Here is a 25,135-nt window from a genome sequence, read left to right as displayed (position 1 = left end):
TTATTTATTGATAATTAAAACTTTCTGAATGCCAATGTTACATTATGTCCACCAAATCCAAGAGAGTTAGATAAAACAACATTTACATCTTTTTCTTTTGCAATATTTGGAACATAATCTAAATCAAGTTCCTCATCAGCTGTTACATAATTAATTGTCGGTGGAACAATCCCGTCCTTCATAGCTAATAATGAAAAAATAGCTTCAATTGCTCCTGCAGCACCGAGTAAGTGCCCCGTCATTGATTTTGTTGAACTGATAGACAGTTGATTCGCGTGGGTACCAAAAATCTCTTTAATTGCTGTTGTTTCATATAAATCATTATAATAAGTACTCGTCCCATGAGCATTAATATAATCGACGTCATCCGGCGAGAGTTGGCTATCGGCTAACGCTAATTTCATCGCTCTTTGGGCTCCTTCACCATTCGGTGCGGGTGTCGTAATGTGATGTGCATCTCCCGTTGCTCCGTAACCGATGATCTCTCCATAAATACTTGCTCCACGTGCTAACGCATGATCTAACTCTTCTAAAATAATAACTCCCGCACCTTCAGCTATTACAAATCCATCCCGGTTCTTATCAAAAGGACGACTTGCAGTTTTGGGATCTGGATTCGTAGAAAGAGCAGTCATATTAGAAAATCCAGCAATGGTCATTTCGGTAATAGCAGCTTCTGTTCCACCAGTGATCATAGCGTCAGCCTCGCCATTTTGGATAACACGGAATGCATCGCCAATTGAATTCGCCCCTGAAGCACAAGCAGTCACCGAGCAATTATTAATTCCTTTTGCTCCTGTTTCAATAGATACTCTCCCAGAGGCCATATCAGGGATGAGCATTGGAATGATAAACGGACTCACGCGTTTTGGTCCTTTGTCTAGAAAACGCTTGTGTTGTTCTTCAAATGCGTCTAAACCACCAATACCCGATCCAATCCATACCCCAACTCGCTCTGAGTTTATATTTTCACCAATTTGAAGTCCTGCATCCTTCACTGCCATCTTACTTGCACCGATTGCAAACTGAGTGAAACGTGCCATTCTACGTGCTTCTTTTCCATCCATATAATCAGATGGCACAAAATCTTTTACTTCTCCAGCAACTTTCACATTAAATTTCTCTGAATCTATTCTAGTTATTGAATCAATACCAGAGACTCCTTTTTTAATGTTTGACCATGTAGTACTAGCATCATTTCCTAACGGAGTAATAGCTCCAATACCAGTTATCACAACACGCTTTTTCATAAATGCCCCTCCTAAAAATAGTGTTTATTATTTACCCCATCTTAAACAAATAGATCCCCAGGTTAATCCTGCACCAAAGCCGACCATGACAACAACATCTCCATCAAGAATGTTCCCATTTTTTATTTCCTCATGTAGTGCTAGAGGAATTGATGCTGCTGAAGTATTTCCATGCATGCTTACGGTTGTTGAGACTTTCTCTTTTTCAAGACCAAGGCGTTCTCTAGCTGCATGTATTATCCTCATATTTGCTTGGTGTGGTACAAGGAAATCAACATCTTCCTTACTCAAACCAGCTTTTTCAACCACTCTTAAGCTTGAGTCTGGCATTTGTCTTACAGCAAATTTAAAAACCTCTCTACCTTTCATCTCTACGAAGTTTGTTTCTTTATCTACATATAGGTGATTGGCTCCGGCACCCTCTGCTCCTAATTCAAAAGAGAGTATTCCTTTCCCCTCTGGAACCTGACTTATAACTACTGCGCCAGCTCCATCCCCGAATAATACACATGTATCTCGATCGGACCAATCAACTATTTTAGAGAATTTTTCACTTCCTATTACTAAAACATTTTTGTATGTGCCACTCTCAATAAATTGTTTTCCAGTCACTAAAGCATAAATAAAACCTGAACACGCAGCACTTATATCCATCGCCGGTACTTGATGAATGTCTAATGCGTCTTGTACCATACAAGCAACCGAAGGAAAAGGATAATCTGGAGTCGCTGTCGCAACTAGGATTAAATCAATGTCGTTCGGTTCTAGGAAAGCATCAGCTAGAGCCTGTCTCGCTGCATGAATTGCCATATGAGATGTATCCATATCATCACTAGCAATTCTTCGTTCACAAATACCTGTTCTTGTTTGAATCCATTCGTCACTCGTTTCAACTTTTCTTTCTAGTTCCTTATTAGTCACTATATTTTCTGGAACATAAGTACCAATCCCAACGATCCCGACTCGTTTCATTTTATCACCCTAACTTTTATGACTAGGTCATAATATCTCCTATAAAAACTATAGTACATGAAAACACTACGAAAATGAAGAAAAATAAATTAAGAGCGAACAACTCCCTAATTTCGAGTAGTAGTTCGCTCTTAATTTATTCAACTAAAACGTTGTTAATCCTGTCTTTTTTTGCAGCCTAAAAAGATATTTTTTGTATTCTGAGAAATCTTCCAAATATTCATTCACATGAACCGTATAGGTTGCGTCTTCGTTGTTCCATAACTTTGAAAAATATGCTGACACATCATTAATGATAGTCGCCTTATTTACTGCTTTTACTTTTAATGAAGTATCAAGATTAAAATCATCTAAATTTCTTCTTGTGAAATTAGCAGATCCACCAATAACAGTACTTATTTCATCTCTTTCGATAAAAATTATTTTAGAATGGTATTGTTCTTCATTTGTATTGTACCATTTTACTTGTAAATGGTCGTTCCCATATTCGACTAAATCATACGCAACCGGCCGATTCGGTATGCCGATATTTTCGTTCCCAATCACAGTTTCATTTGGATCTAATATCATGTTCACTTTCACACCACGCTCAGATGCAGCTATTAATTCTTTGACAACTCCACTATCAGCAAGATTGAACATTCCGACATATATTGAATCATTAGTACTAGTTTGGTTAATTTCATTTAATAAGTGTTCTCTTATTTGTCCTTCCGTTAATAATTGAATGTGAATGTCACCATTTTCCTCATGTTCGATTGAATAGTTTGGTAACTGCTGTCCCCCAGAAAAGTTCGCCACTACCTGCTCTGATTGTAAAATATCTTGAATAATGTTCCCTTCAACAACAAAGGCAATATTAGAATTATAACCACTGGCATCATGTGGGTTAGCAGATGTTACCATTGCTCTCTTATCAGTCGTCATCACTTTGCGATGGTTCCCTTTTAGGTTTAACATTTTTAGATAGGATCCCAATGTAACTTTCGGTCCATTATCACTAAACGGATTTTGTAGCCACCCTTCACCTTCTCTTCCGAACGTACTTAAATATGCTCTCCACAATCCTGAATAAATCGGATTGGCATCTCGTAGTGGCGTTAAATTGGTTAAAATTACGTCAACCCCATGTTTCTCCAGTCTCGATAAGTGTTTAGATGGGTGTGATCGGTACGTTGTATTGATTTCGTCTGTTATAAATACCACTTCAATCTCAGGCGATTGTTCTTTTTTCTCAATCAATGCCTTTGTAATGGCATCAGTTATTTCCGGATACTCTTTATCTTCATCGTATTTATCATTAAACAAAAACATATCAAACACTATAAACTCTTCGGCCTCGTTGATCATTTCTAGAAGCCGATCAAAGATTTGATGATCACGTATAATCTTCTCACCTTTTTCATAGGTAAGATCGTATAAAAATTCAACATCTGACACTCGGTGTACTTGTCCTTCATAAGAAACTCCTTTGGGGAGTGGTTTATACAAACCGTATATCGTATAAGGGACAATCGTAACAATTAATAGAATAACTAAAAACATTACTACTTTTTTCATAATAAACACCTACTGAAAATTCGATTCTTTTAGTATCCCAACCTATGAAGAAATGATTCAGATGATAAGGTTTTTATATACAAAAAGAGGCTGTTTCATAAGAATCTGACCCAGTCACGTATACCACTTACATGTTCAGGATCAGAAACTTAATTTTAACAGCCTCTTTAATTATGAGATAAATTGTGTGAATCCTAAAATAAAAATAACCCAAATCCCTATCATCATGTGAGAGAGTGAAACACCTACTATAGAACGTTGACGTGCAAACATCCACCCCCAGAAAAGTCCAGGAACGAAAGCGACTAAAGCGAATAACATCCCGATATGTGAATGCGCCATCGCAAATAATAAGTTTGAGACAACAATTGATGTGATCAATTTCCCTTTTGAATTAGGAAGAAATTCTTGGAGGGCTGATTGTAAACCAGCTCTTGCGATAAACTCTTGAACAATGGAAAACAACATGTAAATAACAACTGAAAAGATAAACATTGAATAGGTAAATCCTATATCTTCAAAAGTTGCAGCCGGGCTGAATAGTGGTATACCTGAAAAAGCAGGAACAAATGTAATTAACCCCCATTTTAATACAAGAAAGAACAATAATATTGGAACTGTTAACAATATAGCCTCTTTGCTGTGCTGCCTCCAATTGTTCATTGTTATTCCAAAGGCAGAAAAGGGGTATCCACTTTTTTTCATAACAATAAATATCATAAGAGCGAAACCGATTATTAGACTTATATCCACAAAAGTGGATACACCAAACCATTCAACTATTTCGGTAAGTGAAATTAACATGAGAGTATAAACCGAGAGGACCGTAAGTAAGCTTGTGGCTAAAAGACCCAACGCTTTATACGCTCTGTTATGTTTATATTCTTCTTTCACAATAAGAGTTTGTTTTTGATTTAATTTAGACGATAATTGTTGTACTAACTTGCTCAACAGTTTTATTTTTATGTCTTTATAGGGGGGAGCTGCAAAAAGCCTGTCTACATTTATACGAACAATTTGCGATGATTCATTCGCGATTACATTTTGGTTTCTAAAGCTAGATCCATCAAGAAGTACTTGTTCACCAAACAATTCTCCTTGCTTTGGTGTGGATACAAGGTGTATTCCTGTTCCTCTCTCTTTTTTATAGATTCCGACACTTCCAGATTGAATTAAATATAAGGACTGATCATCGTCCCCTTCTCTAAATATATATTGGCCTTCTTCCACTTGAAGCACTTCAGAAAACCTTGTGATTATTAAAACTTCTTGGTCTGTCAATTCTGATGTCAGATGATTTTTTCTCATCTCGGTGTATACATCTAAGTTTGTACTTACCATCTAACCGACTCCTAGTATAATAGTCTCTCTATAAGTATACTGGAATCTAAAATATGAGTGAAGCTGAATGGCAGTAACAATATTTAGCAGTTAGCCACCTATAGCTTTGCAATTAAAAAGAGCCCGATAAACGGACTCTTTCAAATTATTAGCGTTGATAAGGAATCCCCAATAATTCAGGGACGGTAACAAATTCTAAACCTTGTGCTTGCAACGCCGGTATAATTTGGTGAAGTGATTCAATTGTACTTGTTCTGTCTGATTCCCAGTCTCCACCATCATGCATTAAAATAATTGATCCTGGTCTTGTATTGCTTAGAACATTAAAAGCTGTATCATCTGCTCCTAATTCTCGCCAGTCCAGAGAATCAACATCCCATCCAACCACTGTATAATCCATTTCCGCTAGTCTCTCAACCAACTCTTCATATAAAAAGCCATATGGCGCTCTAAATAAACTCGTTCTGTAACCAATAATCTCTGAAAGAAGTTCTTCTGTTTGTGTAACCTCTTGTTCCATTGTAGCAATATCCCCCTCAGCTACAAGGTTCGGATGCCACTTTGTATGGTTGCCAACAATGTGCCCTTCATTTACCATACGTGTAACAAGATCAGGGTAGGCTCGGGCCCTTGCCCCCATCACGAAGAATGTTGCTGGCACATTATACTCACTTAAAACATCTAACACTTGTGGAGTAAACCTTGGGTCTGGACCGTCATCAAACGTCAATGCAACTCGATTATCTCCTTCTGCTCCCCTTAAGACAACGGTTTCAGGATACATTTGTTGCAGGACAATATTGGAAACCGGCTGACGTACGCGTTCAGTATACTCCGGTCCCCCTTCTGGTTGTGGTAGATCTTCTGGGTCCTCAGGATTATTTCGGTCTTTATTCCACCACCATTTTGCTTCGACATTACCGGATGACGTCTGCTCATTTGCATCTGCCATCATCACACTCACTGCTTGCACCCCAACTATAAGTGCCAAAACCAATATGAGTTTCAACCATCTTTGTTTCATTCGTTCATCTCCTTATAACAATTAAAATGCATTGTTATTTTTCATTAAAACAGGAAAATTATTCATTCAAATGAAACTAGATAAATAAATCTTGAGCGATGACCATTTATACAACATTTTAGGAAACTAGAATGTAAGTGACACAACTGAAATTCAATCTAGAAAAGCCTCTTTAAATAATATATGTATAGTAGTCCATACAACGGTTTGTACTTGTCATATATTATACTAACTCTACAAATGTAGAGGAAAATTTTATGAAAGGAGAATGTAGTATGTCATTAAACAGAAACTTAGGGCTTGAGGACCTATTAAAAGAACTTTTAGATAAAAAAAAGAAAGATTGTGGAGTTGAGGACATCCTAAAAAAACTTCCACCTAACTATCCAGTTGGTGGAGTATTCTTAAAAGGAAAGCTTGTACCAGTTGCGGCTTTCTCTAATCTATGTGATTGCCTTGCTTACTTTGTTGACGAAGACGGCCAAATCATTGTTGTAGATGTAGATAAACTTTCTGGAATAGCATTTGGAGAAGGTGTCGAATAAGGCATAGCGATTGTTTTTGGGGGAAGACAATATTTCCGTCTTCCCTTTTTCAAAGTAGTATGATAAAAAAACTTATAGTTCTTCTCTTCCCCAATGAACGCCATCTATTTTCTTAATATCGAATGTTTTCATATTTCCCTCGTCAGAAAAGTGAACTAAATCTCCTTCAGTATTTATATTCAGATATCTCGAAACTTCAACAGCAGAACCATTCAGAAACACTTCATTCACCGGATAATTCGCTGGCAAGGACTGAAACAGAGTACGAAACGGACTATTATAAACACCCAGTTGATTAAGTTTGTTTTCAAGCTCTTTGTTCATTTCTAACTGATTTTGGTATTTCTCTAAAAGTTCAGAATAACTGTCACCTTCAGCTGGTTCCTCATGATAATTTGTTGTATCTAAGAATTCTGTAAGCTCTTGCTCTAACTGTTTTTTTAGTATTGCATGTTTATCGTCTGCTTTTTTTCTAGTAGCACGAGAGTAATACATCGTTTGATTGACATGATCTGTATCTTCAAGTCCTAATCTTTGGGGTATTGAGACGGATTTTTCTTTAATAAAAGCACTCTTTAACATCTCGTTACTCTCCTTTTGGGATTATGATTATTATATGGGGTATTTAATCTGTAAGTGTTTATTAAGAGGAGATTGGGCCAGGTATTATATCCCGTTTTTATTAAATAGGCTTGAGAAATAAATGGTGTTGGTTGCTTGTACCTTGCGATCTATTTCTTTCTTCATAGAATATAGTAGATCCTAATGAAAGAGGTGAATGAATCAATGAGCCATAGCTTTGAATGTCACTCTTGTGGAAGAGTGCGTCACGATTGTTTCTCACGTTGCCATTGTGGAGTTGACTTCCGGCATCTTAGACACCACCATGATTTTCACAGACATCACCGTTGCCACAGCTTATGCGACTGTCATAGAAGATTCGATCATAGAGATAGACACTTTGACCACCACTTTAGACACAGAGATCATCACTGTTTAACAAGACATGGAATTTGTGATGACAGATTTAATGTGCGTCTAAGAGGATTAGATGGAGGACTAGCGTTTAGACTGCGCCAACTTGTTGGTTGTGTGGTGAAATTTGAAATTGAATGTGGAGATGAGTGTAGAGAATTCCGAGCAATCATCTGCCATGTTGGACGTGACTTTGTTGAAGTAGAAAAGCTCGATGACGATAAAAAACGTCATAGACACTGTGATTGTAAAGCACGAAAAAGACGTGATTGTAAGTGTAAAGATCATAAGCATAGATTTATGATTGTTCCATTAGACGAAATTAAATTCTTTAAGCTTGATGATAAAAAGGGTTGTTGATAAGCAAATTGCCATTTGCTATTTTAGTGTGTTTTGAGTTACAAACACACACTATTTTAAAAACGGGGTTAATCCTTTAGACAGATGAATGCTAACAACTTTTATTTCATCTAAAGGATTATCACCCTATCTACGTCTTCTTCTTCGTTTTCTCTTATTGAAGATATTTATTCTAATGACGCTAATATCTTCCCTTCTAATTCGCTTTTCCCTTTTCCCTTTGCAAAATACTAACACATGATCGTCTATGTCAACAAAATCACCACTTATATTTTTGTTTTTTGTTTTTATAACGATTCGCTTTTTATCCTGTTCAAGAAAGCATAGAAATGTTTTTAGAGTTAGGCCAAAAAATAACTGGATTAATTCAGGAGACTTAGCAACTGTTGCACCAAAGTCTAGAGTGATTGCACGCCTTAAACATGGATCAATGGCAATTAAGTCCTGTCTATGCAGTGGCTCTATAAATCTCTTTGGGTGTTTAATAGAGCAAACATCTTCTAATTGAATGAGGATTTTATCTTTTTCATCTTGAAGCAATACAAAATCCCGACCTACGAAGCAAAGATGTCCAGTCACTTGCAATTTACGCTTTTGTCCTTCTTTAGCAACTTGAACTCGAATACATTGCCCAAGCAATCCTTCAAAGGCTTCTCGCAGCCTTTCTTCTTCCGCGATATCAGCCGCTCCTTCTGCTCGATCTCTTCTATTTAAAGCTAGACTCAATAATAATTGATTAGCTGCTCGTATTCTTTCCTCAAGTTCTTCTAGCACATCTTCAGGCAAGCATGAGGTCGGTGATGGAAATTTCGGAGTTGGGATTTGCTTAGGACAACATTCTTCTGGTATACAAAAATCATCTGGTGCGTCTGCTGGAACAAATGGTGGACAACGAAATTCGTTACAATCATGTTCGTGACTCATTTATTCCACCTCCGTATTGGAACACGGCAACTCAATAATTGGTGGAAGGTGAGGCTGCAACTTTCCGTGTACGCGCATGATTCCCCACATTCCTAACTCAATATCCCATCTAATATTTCCAGATCGATACATATAGTCACCTGGAAAACTGTATAATCCACCAGCACCATAGGCAAGTCGGGCATCCAATTTGTGTCCAATAATGTTTTGGCCTTCTGTTGATCTAAAAGTTGAATCGACATCCTCGCGATCTCTTCTCCAATAATGTCCATGGATATGGAACGTGTGAGACCTTCTTCGTTCTGCAGGAACAGCTAACCGTACTATTGTTGGTTCACCAGCATAAGCTTCAAATACTGGTGTTGCTGGATCTCTGAATGCGACTGAACTGGCCCAATCATTAATAATCAAACGCTCTGTAAATCTGTTAATTAGCCGCTCAGTACGATAGTTAAATCCACGTGACCCTTGATCGTACGTATCAAACTCTTCTTCATCTGTATCCTCTAATAGTCCATCTGGTGGATCAACAATTAATTGACCATTTTTATCAAGTAACCTTACACCATCATGCATCAGTAGAACAAACTCCCTGAAATCGGGAAGCAGAGGGTTGGTAATGACGACACTTGTACCTGCCTTCACAGGTTCTAACGTGCAAGGATCAAGATAAACAGAACCCCTTGGCTCTGCTATAAACGCACCAAATGCACCGTGATGGCGATGGTTACGAATGTCAGCCATATCCCACAAGTTACAGATTCCATATGGTTTATCTACAAACCAACGGTACGTAATACACTCACCTGGTCCAACGGTTTGATCAGGATTAAATCCGACTGTTTCCCCACTTGATGTCTTCACATCAATCTCTAGTAACTGAGGATGCAATGAAATCCGAGGAGAAGGTGGGTAAAAGGCTGGTACTTTTACATCAGGGTATCTGTGCACACCATCTTCTATATGAAATAATTCTGGATCTAACTTGTTTAATAAATTAATTTCAACACATTCATCCACATTCGCCCTGATGACTAAAGGTTCTGGATTTTTCTTTCCAGAGATGATATCATCGACATCTTCTGCTAAGGCAAAGATGATCGCATGAGGATCATGGTTACCATACTCGTTATATTGTATACATGTTTGAAACGCGACTACATCATACCTACGAATCGTAGAGCAGTCTGGACATACACAGCCATCATCAACTGCCTTTTCGGGAGGACATCCCGTTACTTCTGGCAGTGATGTAACTCTTGGTGGTGGAAGTGGCCGGTCTGGCAGAGGTAATAAAAAGTCAACCTCTTCAGCAAAAGCTCTTAGTATTCCCCACGTTCCAATCCAAAGGTCTTCAACGTCTTCGAATGCCCATAAATAGTCTCCTGAGCGAGGTATAAAGGTTTCAAAGGTAAAAGATTCTGAAATTCCGAGATGCTCTTGATTTTGTTCATTTGAATCGACATCTCTTCTTGCTTCATTCCACTTCAGTCCGTGAACATTAAAACTATGACTTTCTTCATGAGCTCCTTGTAAAATTCTAAAACGAATCGGATCCCCTTCATAAGCTTGTAAAAGTGGAGTAATTGGGTCACCGTGTACAGTCGAACTAAATGAATAAGCAGGGTCACAATCCTTATCTAACCTAAACTGCAATGGTTCATTTTTATAATTCACTCCAAAAACACCCGGGTCATCTTGTGAACCAGGAAATGGTGGTGGTTCAATTGGGCATTTATCTTTATCGAACAATAAAGCAAAGTCGTGTACAAAGAGCGTGTAATCACGATAGTCTGGGATAATTGGATTTGTAACCGTTACTTGCGTTCCATGATCAACTTCTTCACCTGTACAAGAATCATACACACAGGAGAATCTTGGGAGGAGATTGATTGATCCAAATACTCCGTGTTGTTGTTGGGAAGATGCAAATAGATGATCGTGGAAGAACGTTGCTTTCAATTCTACATCCGCATACCATTCATAACGTATTGTCTCTCCTGGTAAAACACTGCTATCATAATTCCAACCTACATTTCCTCCATCTGAAACAAGTACATCAAATTTTACGAAGTGAACATGCATAGACGATTCATATATTCGTGTAACTAGTTGAAAGGCATCGCCATCTAATATATTCGGTAGCCGATTTGTGAAGTTAATTCGAATACATGACCCTGCCTCAGCTTGTAACACAAGTGGTTCAGGCTCCTTTTTCCCTGCTAATACCTCATCTAAATCCTCATCCAAAACATACAATCTACCTTTAGGATCATGCCAACCTTGTTTGTTATAAATTATCGGCATTTCGATAAGGGATACATTAAACTCTTTGACAACTGGATTTCCAATACAAGTATCAACAAACACAGCACCAGGTCGCGCATTGGGTACAGCTGCATTTTCCTCAAGCTCCGTCATCTCTCTCCCACCAATAATTCCAAGTGGTGGTCTAGGTGCTTTGCACCCTACTTTTCCAGGAATAAAGTTAGGGAATCCTGGTCTTTCAAGAGTGGGTGCTGGTGGACATGGTCGATCTGGAAGTGGCTGTAATGGCTTAATAGGCACTCCATTTGGGTAACACTGTGAACCGTCTTGTAACGTATTAAATATACGATTTATATTATACATCCCGTCTTCAAAATGAGGATATAGGTGGCAGTGAATGATGACATCACCAATTGCTCCATGTAAACTCCCCAGTCCGTAAAGTGGTTCGATTGTATAATGGTTTTGAGGGCTTATTGCTTGCGAATCTTTCGTAAATGAGTCAACATCTTCAGGATCGAATAACCACTGGTGTACATGATAGTGAAAGACATGAGTTTCTTTGACCCCACCATGAACTAAACGAAATTTTATCGGATCTCCAACATACCCTCTAAAGGTGGGAGTTGCAGGGTCTCCAAATACCCACGAATCGTGATGCACTTCTTCGCCATGTGCATCAGGTGCTACCACTCCTTCTTCGAGTAATCGGATCCGATTGGCTAATGGTTCGGAGCGATAATTAATGGCATGAACCGATTCTGCCGGCTGCCCTGTCATTGGATTAATCCGTTCATTTCCAGTTAAATCATCATTTTCTGGTTCATCATTAAAGAAGTATCCAAATTCTCGAAATGAAGGCAGTATAGGATGATGAATATCAGCAACTGCCCCACTATTGATCGGACCACCCGTTACTGGATCCGTCCAAGTTGATCCCCTTCTTTGTACGAAAAGCGCACCAAATAAACCATGGATATTTGTTCCTAAATTTTCTCCTTCAATTGGATTAGCGACATCTGAGAAAAAATGAATTCCTTCTTTATTTACCCTCAAACAATATAAAATCTCTCCTCCAGGCTCAACGGTTGTGTCCGGATTGAACCCAACATTTGCTCCATCTGAGGTCAACACATCATAATCAGCTTCTTGGAAATGCATAGATGATGGTGTTTTCAATTGATTTTCAAACAAGATTTCTACTTCATCTCCTACATTCGCGCGTATAGTCAGTGGTTCCACTAAGTCAACAGGTGTAAAGGGATTTTTTCGAACTAGATCTCTGACCAATTCTTCATTTTCTTTTAATACATACATTCGTCCATCCGGATCATGATCACCAAAGTTGTTGTACACGATTCGGATAGGGATCGCAACCACGTGGTACCGTCTTAACATATGAGTCCTCCTCTCAACTAAAATACTGGAATTGTGATACCATCTCTTTCAACAAAGAACGTATGAATCGTGTCAATATGAACTTCCCAAATTCGGTTTTCTAACTGTTCGATGTGTGTTCTTTCTACATCTAGCAAGATCTGATCTTCTATCACCTCAAGAATCGTTCCGATATACATAAACGGAAATTGTGGTACAAGGATAAATACTCGACTTCCAATATTTTCTTTAAAATGGTCGGCTAAAGCTTGAGTTCTCATATCATGGTTCATCATACAATCTCTCCTCTAAACTGATTGTTACGTTAATGGAATAATCGTTTCAGGGTCAAAATGTGTAATTCCGACAACTTTTTCTATTGGAAAACTAAGCGGTGTTGGAAACTTAAAAAACGGAGCATTCGGCATTTTAATGATGGCATTTTCTAAGGTTAGATGACCTAACGTCACTTCAACTATTGTTCCTGTAAAGATAGGACGGAAGGTTTGACCTAGAATATTTAATTGATGGGACTCCAGTACAACTAACACCTCTTCATCGACTAAGTCTCGAATTAATCCAGTATCTGTGCCAACTAACTCTGATAATGGAGGAAAATCTCTCCTCTGATCTTGCTTCTGTTTTTGCTTTTGCTTTTTTCCCATATTGATCAGTCCTCCACGCAGTGAAATTTCTTACTCTTCATTGACTATCGCTGTTTTTTCACCAATAAGGATAATAGATTAAATAGTCTGATTGTTTTAATAAAAATGATGTCCTGAAGTGGTATACTACGTTGCTCCTTTACACTTCTTACTACCACGTTTTCATCTTTAGATTCCACAATCTTCCCAACAAATTCTGAATCCTTCGTTGCAACTTGCACACGTGTATTCTTCCAAGTCTGTAAATTGGTTCTTAATGTCTCTTCAAAAAATTGTTGGATCAAAACGTCTTTTGATGCCACTGTTTCACTAAAACGTGTAATTAACTTCGTTCGTAACTCCTCATCGTAAACAAAGTGTTGATGAGAAGATGATACTTCCGGTAACCCATAAGGGACTTTCGTTGATTCAATATTTTGAAATGGAATCCATACGCGATCTTTCAATGTAAGCAGCGTAACAAAGTCACGGCCGATGGTGTTGACTTTCCCTAAAAATTGGATTGGATTCGCACCATTTTCTACATAGACTTCTACTTGTTGATTGCGTTTGTGCTTAAAAAACTTTCGTAAAACAAGAAACTTTTTTCTTTCTGGTAACGCTTTTCCCATATTCAGTAAATTAGAGCGATGCACATATTGCTCAACCATTTTCAATTCTTCAGCCGGGAGCTCACTAGAAGGAGAAGTTAACCCTTTTCCTTTCTGAAGACTCACAACATTTTCTAAACTTTCATTGACTTTTTCCTGCCTTCTTTTCTCCCAAAGCAACTTCGAATACTCATCTAATCTCATGTTCGATCGTTTCATGCCATTCGCCTCCCTCCTTTCCTTATCTCAACATATGACCGCTCACCTATATGTGGAATATTTTGGTGGAAATCTAGGCTTTTGACTAACAAAATTAAGAAAAGTGCATATGGTGAACGGGGGAGGGATTTATGTGACTGCTTCAATTCTATGGCTTCTTTTCTATTTCAACTTCATTGTCGCCGGGATCTCTTATGCATACTTATTTAAATATCGTAAATTAGTCGGCTATCATTTAGGGATGAATATAGCAATGACACCGACAGGGATCATTTCAATTGCATCAGGATTAATTCTTATTTATCATTTTCCCTTTTACTTTACAGAGATAACGATCATTACAACTTTAATAGGGATTGTGATAGGAATCATTTTTGGTGCCTTAATTGAATATCAAACTGTTATTATGGGGGTCTCAAGTGGTGTCATGGCTGGGATTATGGCTCCTATGATAGGAGATATGGCCCAACATAGTTTATTATTGATAGGGTTTACAGAAGTGATTCTCTTTGGCTTGATGGGGATGCTTTGTTTTTCTATTCGATCTTAGGAATAAATAAAAGAAGTTTATAACATCGGTGGTGTACCCATGTATAAATGGAGTTTTTTTATTTTCTTGTCTAATTCGCCTGTTACTTCATTACATTATCTAGATGTACAACATTTATTATTGGCCTTGTCGCCTGTGATGAATCTACTCAACATCCCTACGCTTTTAAATACAATTGAATCCTTTACAATGATTTTATTAGCAGGCTACTATTTTTTTACACGCTGGGTAATTGGAGAAAAAACAACTCCCTTATTACGGTACCCTTTTACAAAACAAACAGACATAACTGTTTGTCTAGCAGTGCTAATTGTATTTATTTCAACTGGGTTCACGCAGTTATATGTACGAGCCAATTTTTTGACGGATGCAACGCTGTTTGACCATGAACTTTGGCAAATGATCAGTCTTATCGCTTCAACCACAACCATTGGAGTGATTGCTTGGATTCAGCCTCTACTAATTGGAGGGTTCACTTATTTCCTTATCCGCTCTTCAGCTAAATGGCCTGAAATTTTAACCCTTCTTCTATTCATGTTGACCTCATCCAATTCAGGCCATGCGATGCAATACAATATGGTCTTCTCTCAAGTTTTGCATATTCTTGGTGTTTCCATTTGGGTTGGGGGATTAGCAGGGTTTTTTATTTTTTCTTTTTTCATCCAGGATTCTTTCGAGAAATTGAAATTTATCCATTTGCGTTTAAGACGCTTTTCAATCATTGCATTAAGTATGTTCATTGTGATTGGTTTTACTGGATTCATTATGAGTTTTGCTTATCTTGGTACATGGAGCGCTTTAAACACTAGTATGTACGGAAGCCTTGTTATATGGAAAATTCTCCTGTTTAGTTTGGTTTTATTAGTTGCTAGTTTTCATCGTTTTTTCTGGTTACCTAAACTAAAACGTACAGCAAAATTTCCAGAGAAAAAGAGAGCTTTCAAGCAACTGATTTGGACTGTTCGGATTGAGTTAATTTTAGTTACCGTTATTGTTCTCATAGCTGGTATATTATCAACAACCTCACCACCATCGAGTCCAAATGACCCAAATAACCCACCTGCTATTCATCACAATCATTAATAAAGAGCAGATACCTTTGGTATCTGCTCTTCAGTAATTTCATCCAGTTCTAATCCGTTTTCTTCTATACGGTCTTTCCTGTTGCTTTTCAGCAAATTCATTTCTTTCCCCACCGTCAGAAAGCTCTTCAGCAAATTCGTGATCTTGATCTTGTAACAAATGTTCTAACGGTTCATCACAGTCTTTATTTCTTTCCATTTTATTACCTCTTTCTTTTCTTCTTCTATTCATATCATGGTGCAATTACTTATATAGGTTTTGTTGTGCCATACGAATCATCTCTTTTACCATACTTCCACCTATTTTCCCTCCGACTTTACCTGCTTGCTTAGATGTAAGGTGGCCATTATAACCTTTCTTTAAAGGGATTTCCAAGTCGTTTGCTACTTCGTATTTAACGTTTTCTTCACGGTTCGCTTGAACATGATAACCTTGTTTTGCCATTACATTTTCTTTAAATTGATTAATTGAATGTTCAGCTTCAGGTACAAGCAATCGTTTTCTTCTAGTCATATTTTCATCCCCAATCTACCGATAACTTCTCCTCTCGTAGCTAATAAAATGCAAGCACTTTTTACCTCTTAGTTAATGAATATTCTTCCCATAAAAAATTTCATCCATTTCGGTTGTTAACTTTGCTGTTATTTCCTCTGCTTCACCAGGGTGTAAATTCACCTTTGTTGTCCCAAATAAATAATTGTCCAAATCAAATTCTTTTAATTTGCATTTTGTATGAAAGATGTTTTCTTGATATATGTTTACATCAATCATGTCATACAATTTTTTCACTTCATCCGGTATGTAGTTTTGGATAGAATTAATCTCATGGTCAATGAACAGTTTTTGCCCATTGACATCTCTAGTAAACCCTCTCACACGGTAATCCATCGTCATAATGTCTGTCTCAAAAGAATGAATTAAATAATTAAGTGCTTTAAGTGGAGAAATCTCTCCACATGTGGAGACATCAATATCAGCTCTAAATGTACTAATTCCTTCTACCGGATGATATTCAGGGTACGTATGAACCGTGATGTGACTTTTATCCAGTGATAAAACAACCGACTCCGGGAGAGGACCTGGTGATTCATCATAGGATTCATTTGGAACTTCTACAACTGGTCCCTCTGAGACCAATAACGTAACACTCGCTCCCTGAGGAACAAAATCTTGTTTTGCCACGTTTAAAACATGGGCTCCAATAATATCCGAGACATTTTCTAAAATTTTGGTTAAACGATCGGCATTATATTGTTCGTCAATATACTCAATATAAGCTTCTCTCTCTGATTTTGTTTTTGTATAACAGACATCATACATATTAAAACTCAATGATTTCGTCAAGTTATTGAATTCATGTAATGTAACTCGTTGGTCTGGTGTAATTTTCATGAATAAGGTTCCCCCTTATTGACATTGTCTTAAATTTTATGGTACCCACCTTTATTAATCTCAAACAAAAATAATTGAATGCTTCAGAAATAGTAATGTTAATAATTAACTGAGAGAGGACTTACTTTAAAGGAAATACTGTTTTAAAGACAAGATAATTTTTTTAGTAGACAGCGATTGGAGTGAGAGAATGAAGGCGGTTACGTATCAAGGGCCTAATAAGGTTGCAGTAACGAATGTTGAAGATGCAAGAATCGAGAAAAAAGATGATATTATTGTAAAAATAACCTCAACCGCTATATGTGGTTCAGACTTACATTTGTACCAAGGTAACTTCCCTGTACCAAAAGGCTATAGTATCGGGCATGAACCAATGGGGATCGTTGAAGAAGTGGGGCCAGACGTTACAAAAGTAAAAAAAGGAGACCGTGTTGTTGTTCCTTTCAATGTTGCGTGTGGCCACTGTATGTATTGTGATCATGGTCAAACGAGCCAATGTGACAACTCTAATCCACACTATGATGCAGGTGGGTATTTCGGTTATACTGAAAAATTCGGGAATCACCCAGGAGGGCAAGCTGAATACTTAAAAGTCCCGTTTGGTAACTTCACCCCGTTCGTTATTCCAGAATCATGTGAACTGGAAGATGAATCTCTTCTCTTTTTATCAGATGTACTTCCAACTGCTTATTGGAGTGTAGAACATGCAGGTGTAAAGGAAGGAGATACAGTTATTGTACTTGGTGCTGGCCCTGTTGGCCTAATGACCCAAAAGTACGCTTGGAGAAAAGGAGCTAAACGTGTCATCGCCATCGACTATTTAGATTATCGGTTGCAGCATGCAAAAAAAACAAATAATGTAGAGATATTTGATTTTACTGAGTTTCCAGATATGGGAGAACACTTAAAAGAAATTACTCAAGGTGGGGCTGATGTCGTCATCGATTGTGTTGGAATGGATGGTAAGAAGTCACCTCTAGAGTTCATAGAACAAAAGTTAAAACTACAAGGTGGCACACTTGGTCCAATACAAATTGCTACAAAAGCTGTTAGAAAAGCCGGAACCGTTCAACTAACAGGTGTGTATGGAGCACACTATAATAACTTCCCATTAGGACCTTTCTTCTCTAGAAATATAACGATTAAGATGGGACAAGCTCCAGTTATTCCGATCATGCCTACATTATATGAACAAATTACGAATAACGAATATGATCCAACAGAAATTATTACTCATAAGGTAGCTCTTGATGATGCGAGTCAAGCATACAAAATCTTTAACAGTCATGAAGACAATTGCATAAAAGTTGTGTTAAAGCCTTAAACACGAAGAGAAGTGAATCCCACTTCTCTTTTTTTGATAACATCCTACTTGTTCACTTTCTTCTTTTCAAAAAAGTCCAAGTTTAAAGTTCAAAATTTAGTATCACAAACACCTATAGATGAATACCTTGGTCTTAGAAAAGGAGGAGAAAAACTTATGCACAACTACAATCAAATGCCTTTAGGTCAACCAATGCACGCCGGAGGAATGGATCCTAGCTTCCAGCAACCACACACGCAAATGGACCCTAGTTTTCACCAGCAACATCCACAAATGGGAATGGATCCGAGTCACCACCAGCAACATCATATGCCAATGGATCCAGGAGTACATCAGCAACAACTACATGACTTATGCCAAAGGTATCATCATCACCTAATGCAATTTGAGACATCAGATGGTCAAACGCATACAGGTATTATTGATGGAATTGATCGTAACGGCGTGAACATGTTAATGCCAGTCGGAGATATGGAACGTGACGAGCAAGAAGAAGATCAACGATATGGGTATGGATATGGTGGTTATCCACCTTACGGATATGGTCCTGGTTTCCCTAGAAGATTTCGTCGATTTAGACGTCGTCATTTCCCATTTCCTTTTTTAAGAGCATTCTTTTTCCCATATTTCTATTAAGAATCTTTCAAGCTGCTGAAAATGGTGTGCTGACCTTCTCAGCAGCTTCTATAAAATCTAAGCAAGAGTTTTGTGTTTTTTTATAAAGGATTTTAAATACACGAATTATTCTACTTCAATCAGTTCTAAGTGAAACATACCCACTTGATTTGCTTCATATAAATTTGTAAAAGATGTTGAATAATTAGCAATGGTCCCTCTAAATGTAAGATTCTCTTCAATGACTTTTACATCAAACGTCATTTTATAAAGCAATGTTGTTAATTGATGATATTCTGGACCACTTCTCACTTGAAAGTCACATGTTATTTTGTTTAATGAACGCCCCTTATCAGAAATTCGTTTTTCACTCTTGAAGTTAATAACTGGAATCGGAACATCGTTTAAAGTGACCTCTTTAGTCAATTGAATCACCTCATATTCTCTCCTATATGACTGGTTTGCCCTAATCTACTTACTTAAAAAATTTTTTATTTCATCTTTTCTCTCCTCGTATGTCTGTTTCCCTAGTTCTATTAATTCATCTATAAAAGTAACCTCATCAAATGGAACTTCACTGCCTAGTTCCTTGTTTAAACGAAAATATTTATCCCCTAAAAGAATTTTGCAATGATAAGAGATTGATTCAGAAGATAAATCCAAAGCTAAGTCAAGCAGTTTGGGCTGCACTTTCATCGACATAAATTTAAATGGTAACCATTTTTTAATACCCCAATATTTATCTTTCTCTATTGTATATTCGATGTCTTGTAAACCAGTGCCAAGCGATAAAATTTTTAGCTCATTCATGTTTTTGTTAAAGAAATCTAATGCTTCAGTTATACAAACCAATGAAGGATTATTAGCCCATAATCCACCATCCACTGATAGGTATTGATTCTTTATATTATTTGGTGGGAAATAAACAGGAGCCGAACAAGAGGAAAGAACGGCATCCCATAAGGCAATTGATAAGTCATCACTTCCAGGATGACCATAATTTGAACGATAGACATATGGTTTCCCGTGAGTTACATCAACAGCTGGAATTAGTAAAGGCTTCGAAATGTCAGCAAGAGTCATGTTACCATACATACTTTGAAAATATTTACGTAAATCTTCATCGCTATAAACACTTTTAAACAATCCAATTTTAGCTTGGCGAATAAAGATTTTCTTTCCAAGTTCCTTATAGCTATCTAAAACTTCATACATTTGTTTTTTTAAAGTTACAGCAGTTGCAATGATTGCCCCTGTACTTGTTCCAGCGATAAGATCAAAGTGATCACTAATTGGTGTGTTGAATTCTTTTTCTAATTCATGTAAAATTGCAACTTCAAACACACCTCTAATTCCGCCCCCATCAAGGCATAAAATTTTCATCTATCCCACCCAACTCACTATAGTTTTCTTATTAGCATTTACTTGAAACTACATACATATAACTTTTTTTCATTTACTGTAAAAATCAACCGTAGTATAGAACTGTATGATAAAAGGAAAATTATAAGTACATAAAGAAGTGGAGGGATCTTCTATGGAACAAAAAGAACCAATGGAAAATGATCGTTATACTGCAGCTGACTTAAACCCAGAACTATTAGAGCGACTAATGACGCTTGAAAAGGAGATTAATACCTCAACACATAAAGATATTGTTCTGATTGCCTATGAAGAGAGTCAGCATAATCCAACTTAAAAGTAATAAGGTCATTTTACTTTTAAGCATTTTCATCTAAATAATATTTCAACAGTGTTACTTTGGTTACTGCGAAAATAAAAAAGGTGATTTCAGTTATTGAAATCACCTTTTTTATTATTTTATTTTTCCATCCAGTTTGTATGGAAAATCCCTTCTTTATCAATTCGTTGATACGTGTGCGCACCAAAGTAATCTCTTTGTGCTTGAAGAAGGTTGGCAGGCAAAGTTTCTGTACGATAGCTATCGTAATAAGCTAGAGCACTCGATAGGCCTGGTACCGGAATTCCAAGTTTCACTGCTGTTGCAACAACATCACGAGCTGCTTCTTGATAACTTTCTACGATTTCTTTGAAATAAGGGTCAAGTAGTAAGTTCGTTAAGTTAGTATCACGATCATACGCTTCTTTGATATTTTGTAAGAAGCGAGCACGAATAATACAACCACCTCTAAAGATCATCGAGATATTCCCTAAGTTCAAGTTCCAATCATATTCTTCTGAAGCAACTTTCATTTGCGCAAAGCCTTGAGCATATGAACAAACTTTACTTAAGTATAATGCTTTACGAATTTTCTCAACAAATTCCTTCTTATCACCATCAAAAACAGCATTTGGACCACTTAGGATTTTACTTGCTTTTACACGCTCTTCTTTCATAGCGGAGATAAAACGAGAAAATACAGATTCTGTAATAATCGAAAGTGGGACACCTAGATCAAGGGCACTTTGGCTTGTCCATTTTCCTGTTCCCTTTTGACCGGCTGTATCTAAAATGACATCCACCATTGGTTTACCCGTATCCTCATCAACTTTCGTGAAAATATCAGTCGTAATTTCGATTAAGTAGCTATCAAGCTCTCCTTCGTTCCATTCTTTAAACGTTTCATGAAGTTCTTGTGCACTTAAGCCTAGAACTTCTTTCATTAAATGATAGGATTCACAAATTAACTGCATATCGCCGTATTCAATTCCATTATGAACCATTTTCACATAGTGGCCAGCACCATCTGGGCCAATATATGTGCAACAAGCATCGTCTCCTACCTTAGCTGAAATGTCTTTTAAAATAGGTTCAACGAGATCATATGCTTCCTTTTGGCCCCCAGGCATGATTGAAGGTCCTTTTAAAGCACCTTCTTCTCCACCAGAAACGCCAGTTCCAATAAAATGAATTCCTGACTCCGCAAGTTCTTTGTTTCTACGGCGAGTGTCTTCGAAGAATGTATTTCCACCATCGATTAAAATATCGCCTTTATCTAAATGAGGTAACAATTGCTCGATTGTTGCGTCAGTTGCAAAACCAGCCTTTACCATTAACATTATTTTTCTTGGTGTTTCTAAAGAGGAAACAAATTCCTCGATACTATATGTACCAACCACATTCTTACCTTCAGCTTCCTTCAACATTTCTTCTGTTTTTTCCGAAGATCTGTTATATACAGAAACGCTATATCCTCTACTTTCGATGTTTAGCGCAAGATTTCGACCCATAACAGCAAGGCCAATAACACCTACTTGTTGCTTACTCATGTTTAACCACTCCTATTTCTTTCTATCATTTACCCTTACTATGCCCAATACATCATTATTCTCTCATACCAAGCATAAACAGGTAAATTTTCAATTACTCATTTATATTACTATCACTGCAGCTAACTAGCAAATATTTGTTTTATGCCGTAATAAACGTTGTGTATCCGCCTTAATTATCTGAAATTACTAATAATTAGAGCTTGCTTGCATATGATGGAAATATAACAATAATATGTAGGTGATTATTTGAATCGACATACAAAGTTACCTTATATATTTCAAAATTTACAGAGAAAAAACATGTCGTTTAACCAAGTGTTTAACCATATCATTAAATTTATGAATCGTAACCCGAGTGGAAATTATCGACTAATGGTTGGGACTGATTCTCAAGTTCATGCAAAGTGTACTGTTTTCATTACGGGAATTGTCATTCAAAATGCAGGAAAAGGTGCCTGGGCTTGTATTAGAAAAGTAACAATTCAAAAAAAAATGCTGCATTTACATGAGCGTATCTCATACGAAACTTCTTTAACAGAAGAGATTGTTTCAATGTTTACCGAAGAAAGAAAGACGAAGCTTATCAATATTGTGCTACCCTATATTTACCAAGGGGCTACTTTTACAATTGAAGGACATATTGATATAGGATCCGGTCCCCGAAACAAGACGAGAGCATATGTCCAAGAGATGGTTTCGCGATTAGAGACAATGGGGGTTGAACCTAAAATTAAACCTGATGCATTTGTCGCTTCAAGCTATGCAAATAAGTATACAAAAAAAGCAGGGGGATAACGAAACTCCATTTCCCCCTCATATACTATGTTAATATCACTACATTCATAACTTCATATTACTCACTACGCCTTTTCCATATTTACCTGTTCATTTTCAAGAAGTTGACGCTTTACACTTCTTTTTTGTTTTATCCATCTTACAAAAATAAAAACAAAACTAAAAATGGTTCCAATTGCTACTGCCTTCCAAATGTTGTTAGAGATCCAGTAAATAATCATATCTATTCTTGGAATCAACCATAAAGTACTTAAAAATAATGTAAACCATGTAATCTTTAACAAATCAGACAAATGCCTCTCCCCCTACTATCTTGCCTCACATTCTATATATGTGGCAAGAAACATAAACATGCCATCAATTAAAAACATTTTGACTGATGTTTTTAAAAGCACAAAAGCTATTGAGAAAGTGAACTATTGCAACCAAATAGTTTGTTATAAAAAAGAACGCATCAATAGTAAGTAGCAGAAAACGCTTGGAGTGTACGCAATACACTCCAAGCGTTTTTGAGTTGTTTTCCTGATCCTTCTAAATTAGAGTTTTGATTTCTCCCTAACATCCTCATACACAATATTTCCATTTACAATTGTGTACTTTGTTTTTCCAATAAATTTTTTTCCGAGATAAGGACTAATCTTATGTTGATAATAGAGATCTTCTTCTTTTAAAGTAAACGTTTCATCTAAATTTACTAAAGCTAAATCAGCATCAGCCCCCACTTTAATCGAACCTTTTTCAGGGTGTAATCCAAATCTTTTCGCAGGTTGATATGCCGTTAACTCTGCGATCTTCGTTAAAGGAACATGACGTTTGTGATACCCTTCTGTTAAGAGCGCTGTCAATGTACTTTGACAGCCAGCAATTCCACCCCATACATCAAAAATCGTTTCAGCTTTACTTTTTAGCTCTATTGGAGAAGGTGAATGATCAGAGCTGATCATATCAATATCGCCTGCTTTCAAAGACTCCCATAACATCTCTACTTCTTCACGTTCCCTTAAAGGAGGAGCACATTTAGCAGCAGACCCAATCCTTTCAAAATCATTAATGGAAAATACTAAATAATGTGTACAGGTTTCAACAGAAACATCTACACCTTTTTCTCTAGCCTCGATAATACGGTCTATCACACGCTTACTGCTAACATGTACGATATGTAGCTTGCATCCAGTAAGTTCGGCAAAGTTTAATACTCTTTCAACGGCTTCGAGTTCAGATAAAATAGGCCTTGAATCACAATAATCTCTTATAGATAATCGTTTCTCGCTTATTGCTTTTTCCGTTAAGTAGTTAATTATATCATCTGATTCTGCATGAAGTGCTAAGATCGATTCTAATTCTGTAATTTTCTCCATTCCTTTAAGCAAAGTTGTATTATCGGCATATTGGAAATCGTCCGTACCTGAAGCTGACATAAATGCTTTAAAGCCAATCACTCCTGCATCGTGAAGTTCATTCAGTTTGTCGATATTATCAGGTACCAACCCTCCCCATAAGCGAAAATCAACGACCGATTTCTCAGTAGCTAATTGTTTCTTAATTTGAAGTTGCTCTTTGGTCGTGGTAGGAGGATTGCTATTTAATGGCATATCAAAAAATGTAGTCCCCCCACCAGCTGCTATACTTTTGCTTCCTGTTTCGAGCCCTTCCCAATTATCACGTCCTGGTTCATTAAAATGTACGTGAACATCGATAAGTCCAGGAAGAATGTGTAACCCTGTAGCATCAATAGTTTGAGTATTTCTGTAACGAAGACTTCCCGGCTGCGAAATCATTACAATTTTACCATTATGTATTCCTAAATCTGCTTCAAAACGATCCTTCTCCGTTACAATCATTCCAGAGTGTATAATTAGATCATAATCCATACCATCTCTCCCTTTTATTTTAGTCTAGCGTTTTTCAGATCCTCTATCTGCTAAAGAGCCAATACAATTGCTTACTGAAATAGTAAATAGAATTCCAACCTTTCCCAAATACTTCTAACCCATTTTTAACAAAAATTTCAATATAGTAGTCATTATTTGTAAGAAAATGTTACAGACTTTATTAATTTAAATAGTCGTAAC

The 25,135-nt window shown here is 37.1% G+C and carries 27 protein-coding genes; 8 read left to right on the top strand and 19 right to left on the bottom strand.

Going from position 1 to position 25,135, the window contains the following annotated elements:
• Nucleotides 1-14 precede the first annotated feature (14 nt).
• From fabF to AC1FXZ_RS01795, 5 genes are all read right to left on the bottom strand, one after another.
• Nucleotides 15-1,250, bottom strand: a complete 1,236-nt coding sequence (gene fabF / locus AC1FXZ_RS01815) for a beta-ketoacyl-ACP synthase II (RefSeq protein ID WP_480050428.1) — start codon at nt 1,248-1,250, stop codon at nt 15-17.
• Nucleotides 1,251-1,277: 27 nt separating this feature from the next.
• Nucleotides 1,278-2,222 carry a beta-ketoacyl-ACP synthase III gene (locus AC1FXZ_RS01810; RefSeq protein WP_480050426.1) on the bottom strand — a complete coding sequence of 315 codons (945 nt, stop codon included), beginning with the start codon at nt 2,220-2,222 and terminating at the stop codon, nt 1,278-1,280.
• 144 nt (nt 2,223-2,366) lie between these two features.
• Nucleotides 2,367-3,782 carry a phospholipase D family protein gene (locus AC1FXZ_RS01805; RefSeq protein ID WP_480050424.1) on the bottom strand — a complete coding sequence of 472 codons (1,416 nt, stop codon included), beginning with the start codon at nt 3,780-3,782 and terminating at the stop codon, nt 2,367-2,369.
• 171 nt (nt 3,783-3,953) lie between these two features.
• Nucleotides 3,954-5,123, bottom strand: a complete 1,170-nt coding sequence (locus AC1FXZ_RS01800) for a cyclic nucleotide-binding domain-containing protein (RefSeq protein WP_480050423.1) — start codon at nt 5,121-5,123, stop codon at nt 3,954-3,956.
• A 148-nt stretch (nt 5,124-5,271) separates the two neighbouring features.
• Entirely contained in the window at nt 5,272-6,147 is an 876-nt protein-coding gene (locus AC1FXZ_RS01795) for a polysaccharide deacetylase family protein (RefSeq protein ID WP_480050421.1), read from the bottom strand.
• Between the two features lie 275 nt (nt 6,148-6,422).
• On the opposite strand from AC1FXZ_RS01795, the gene AC1FXZ_RS01790 reads away from it, so the two are divergent.
• A complete protein-coding gene (locus tag AC1FXZ_RS01790) occupies nt 6,423-6,692 on the top strand; it encodes a hypothetical protein (RefSeq protein WP_480050419.1) in 270 nt (89 codons plus the stop codon).
• A 72-nt stretch (nt 6,693-6,764) separates the two neighbouring features.
• Here the strand turns inward: AC1FXZ_RS01790 and AC1FXZ_RS01785 are convergent, their stop codons facing one another.
• The gene (locus AC1FXZ_RS01785) at nt 6,765-7,274 is read right to left on the bottom strand and encodes a hypothetical protein (RefSeq protein WP_480050417.1); all 510 of its coding nucleotides are present in this window, start codon (nt 7,272-7,274) and stop codon (nt 6,765-6,767) included.
• A 204-nt stretch (nt 7,275-7,478) separates the two neighbouring features.
• On the opposite strand from AC1FXZ_RS01785, the gene AC1FXZ_RS01780 reads away from it, so the two are divergent.
• Nucleotides 7,479-8,027 (top strand): hypothetical protein, encoded by a 549-nt coding sequence (locus tag AC1FXZ_RS01780; RefSeq protein WP_480050416.1) that lies wholly within the window; start codon nt 7,479-7,481, stop codon nt 8,025-8,027.
• 126 nt (nt 8,028-8,153) lie between these two features.
• On the opposite strand, the gene AC1FXZ_RS01775 is transcribed toward AC1FXZ_RS01780, so the two are convergent.
• The 5 genes from AC1FXZ_RS01775 to AC1FXZ_RS01755 are packed head-to-tail and all read right to left on the bottom strand — an operon-like array spanning nt 8,154 to nt 14,070.
• Nucleotides 8,154-8,951, bottom strand: coding sequence for a hypothetical protein (locus AC1FXZ_RS01775; protein WP_480050414.1), 798 nt, complete (start codon nt 8,949-8,951; stop codon nt 8,154-8,156).
• Nucleotides 8,952-12,617, bottom strand: a complete 3,666-nt coding sequence (locus AC1FXZ_RS01770; protein WP_480050412.1) for a multicopper oxidase domain-containing protein — start codon at nt 12,615-12,617, stop codon at nt 8,952-8,954.
• A 17-nt stretch (nt 12,618-12,634) separates the two neighbouring features.
• A complete protein-coding gene (locus AC1FXZ_RS01765; protein ID WP_480050410.1) occupies nt 12,635-12,892 on the bottom strand; it encodes a hypothetical protein in 258 nt (85 codons plus the stop codon).
• A 24-nt stretch (nt 12,893-12,916) separates the two neighbouring features.
• A complete protein-coding gene (locus AC1FXZ_RS01760; RefSeq protein ID WP_480050408.1) occupies nt 12,917-13,261 on the bottom strand; it encodes a hypothetical protein in 345 nt (114 codons plus the stop codon).
• Nucleotides 13,262-13,305: 44 nt separating this feature from the next.
• A complete protein-coding gene (locus AC1FXZ_RS01755) occupies nt 13,306-14,070 on the bottom strand; it encodes a hypothetical protein (RefSeq protein WP_480050406.1) in 765 nt (254 codons plus the stop codon).
• Nucleotides 14,071-14,203: 133 nt separating this feature from the next.
• Between AC1FXZ_RS01755 and AC1FXZ_RS01750 the strand changes: the two genes are divergently transcribed.
• Both AC1FXZ_RS01750 and AC1FXZ_RS01745 read left to right on the top strand, forming a co-directional pair.
• A complete protein-coding gene (locus AC1FXZ_RS01750; RefSeq protein ID WP_480050404.1) occupies nt 14,204-14,620 on the top strand; it encodes a hypothetical protein in 417 nt (138 codons plus the stop codon).
• A 39-nt stretch (nt 14,621-14,659) separates the two neighbouring features.
• Nucleotides 14,660-15,703 (top strand): copper resistance D family protein, encoded by a 1,044-nt coding sequence (locus tag AC1FXZ_RS01745; protein WP_480050402.1) that lies wholly within the window; start codon nt 14,660-14,662, stop codon nt 15,701-15,703.
• 39 nt (nt 15,704-15,742) lie between these two features.
• On the opposite strand, the gene AC1FXZ_RS01740 is transcribed toward AC1FXZ_RS01745, so the two are convergent.
• The 3 genes from AC1FXZ_RS01740 to speD form a co-directional block, all read right to left on the bottom strand.
• Entirely contained in the window at nt 15,743-15,901 is a 159-nt protein-coding gene (locus AC1FXZ_RS01740) for a hypothetical protein (RefSeq protein WP_480050400.1), read from the bottom strand.
• Nucleotides 15,902-15,946: 45 nt separating this feature from the next.
• Nucleotides 15,947-16,216, bottom strand: coding sequence for an alpha/beta-type small acid-soluble spore protein (locus tag AC1FXZ_RS01735; protein ID WP_480050398.1), 270 nt, complete (start codon nt 16,214-16,216; stop codon nt 15,947-15,949).
• Between the two features lie 72 nt (nt 16,217-16,288).
• Nucleotides 16,289-17,095, bottom strand: a complete 807-nt coding sequence (speD, locus tag AC1FXZ_RS01730; protein WP_480050396.1) for an adenosylmethionine decarboxylase — start codon at nt 17,093-17,095, stop codon at nt 16,289-16,291.
• Between the two features lie 190 nt (nt 17,096-17,285).
• Between speD and AC1FXZ_RS01725 the strand changes: the two genes are divergently transcribed.
• Together AC1FXZ_RS01725 and AC1FXZ_RS01720 are read left to right on the top strand one after the other, a co-directional pair.
• Nucleotides 17,286-18,419: a zinc-dependent alcohol dehydrogenase gene (locus AC1FXZ_RS01725; protein ID WP_480050394.1), complete on the top strand. Its 1,134-nt coding sequence runs from the start codon at nt 17,286-17,288 to the stop codon at nt 18,417-18,419.
• A 156-nt stretch (nt 18,420-18,575) separates the two neighbouring features.
• Complete coding sequence (locus AC1FXZ_RS01720) at nt 18,576-19,055, top strand: hypothetical protein (RefSeq protein ID WP_480050392.1); 480 nt, start codon at nt 18,576-18,578, stop codon at nt 19,053-19,055.
• Nucleotides 19,056-19,160: 105 nt separating this feature from the next.
• On the opposite strand, the gene AC1FXZ_RS01715 is transcribed toward AC1FXZ_RS01720, so the two are convergent.
• Both AC1FXZ_RS01715 and AC1FXZ_RS01710 read right to left on the bottom strand, forming a co-directional pair.
• The gene (locus AC1FXZ_RS01715; RefSeq protein WP_480050390.1) at nt 19,161-19,469 is read right to left on the bottom strand and encodes a DUF3219 family protein; all 309 of its coding nucleotides are present in this window, start codon (nt 19,467-19,469) and stop codon (nt 19,161-19,163) included.
• A 36-nt stretch (nt 19,470-19,505) separates the two neighbouring features.
• Nucleotides 19,506-20,417, bottom strand: coding sequence for a CBASS cGAMP-activated phospholipase (locus AC1FXZ_RS01710; RefSeq protein ID WP_480050388.1), 912 nt, complete (start codon nt 20,415-20,417; stop codon nt 19,506-19,508).
• A gap of 154 nt (nt 20,418-20,571) precedes the next feature.
• Here AC1FXZ_RS01710 and AC1FXZ_RS01705 point away from each other — a divergent pair, with 154 nt between their 5' ends.
• The gene (locus tag AC1FXZ_RS01705; RefSeq protein ID WP_480050386.1) at nt 20,572-20,733 is read left to right on the top strand and encodes a hypothetical protein; all 162 of its coding nucleotides are present in this window, start codon (nt 20,572-20,574) and stop codon (nt 20,731-20,733) included.
• Between the two features lie 122 nt (nt 20,734-20,855).
• Here the strand turns inward: AC1FXZ_RS01705 and gndA are convergent, their stop codons facing one another.
• On the bottom strand, nt 20,856-22,265 hold the full coding sequence (gene gndA, locus AC1FXZ_RS01700) for an NADP-dependent phosphogluconate dehydrogenase (RefSeq protein WP_480050384.1): 1,410 nt from the start codon (nt 22,263-22,265) through the stop codon (nt 20,856-20,858).
• 303 nt (nt 22,266-22,568) lie between these two features.
• Between gndA and AC1FXZ_RS01695 the strand changes: the two genes are divergently transcribed.
• Nucleotides 22,569-23,063, top strand: a complete 495-nt coding sequence (locus AC1FXZ_RS01695) for a ribonuclease H-like YkuK family protein (RefSeq protein WP_480050382.1) — start codon at nt 22,569-22,571, stop codon at nt 23,061-23,063.
• 65 nt (nt 23,064-23,128) lie between these two features.
• On the opposite strand, the gene AC1FXZ_RS01690 is transcribed toward AC1FXZ_RS01695, so the two are convergent.
• Together AC1FXZ_RS01690 and AC1FXZ_RS01685 are read right to left on the bottom strand one after the other, a co-directional pair.
• Nucleotides 23,129-23,356 (bottom strand): hypothetical protein, encoded by a 228-nt coding sequence (locus AC1FXZ_RS01690; protein ID WP_480050380.1) that lies wholly within the window; start codon nt 23,354-23,356, stop codon nt 23,129-23,131.
• 243 nt (nt 23,357-23,599) lie between these two features.
• Nucleotides 23,600-24,934: an allantoinase gene (locus AC1FXZ_RS01685; RefSeq protein WP_480050378.1), complete on the bottom strand. Its 1,335-nt coding sequence runs from the start codon at nt 24,932-24,934 to the stop codon at nt 23,600-23,602.
• Nucleotides 24,935-25,135: the final 201 nt, after the last annotated feature.

It is taken from the genome of Halalkalibacter sp. HAAS-P014 (assembly GCF_056619965.1).
Note: the sequence above shows the minus strand (reverse complement) of the source record. Positions and strands in the feature narration are given on the sequence as shown.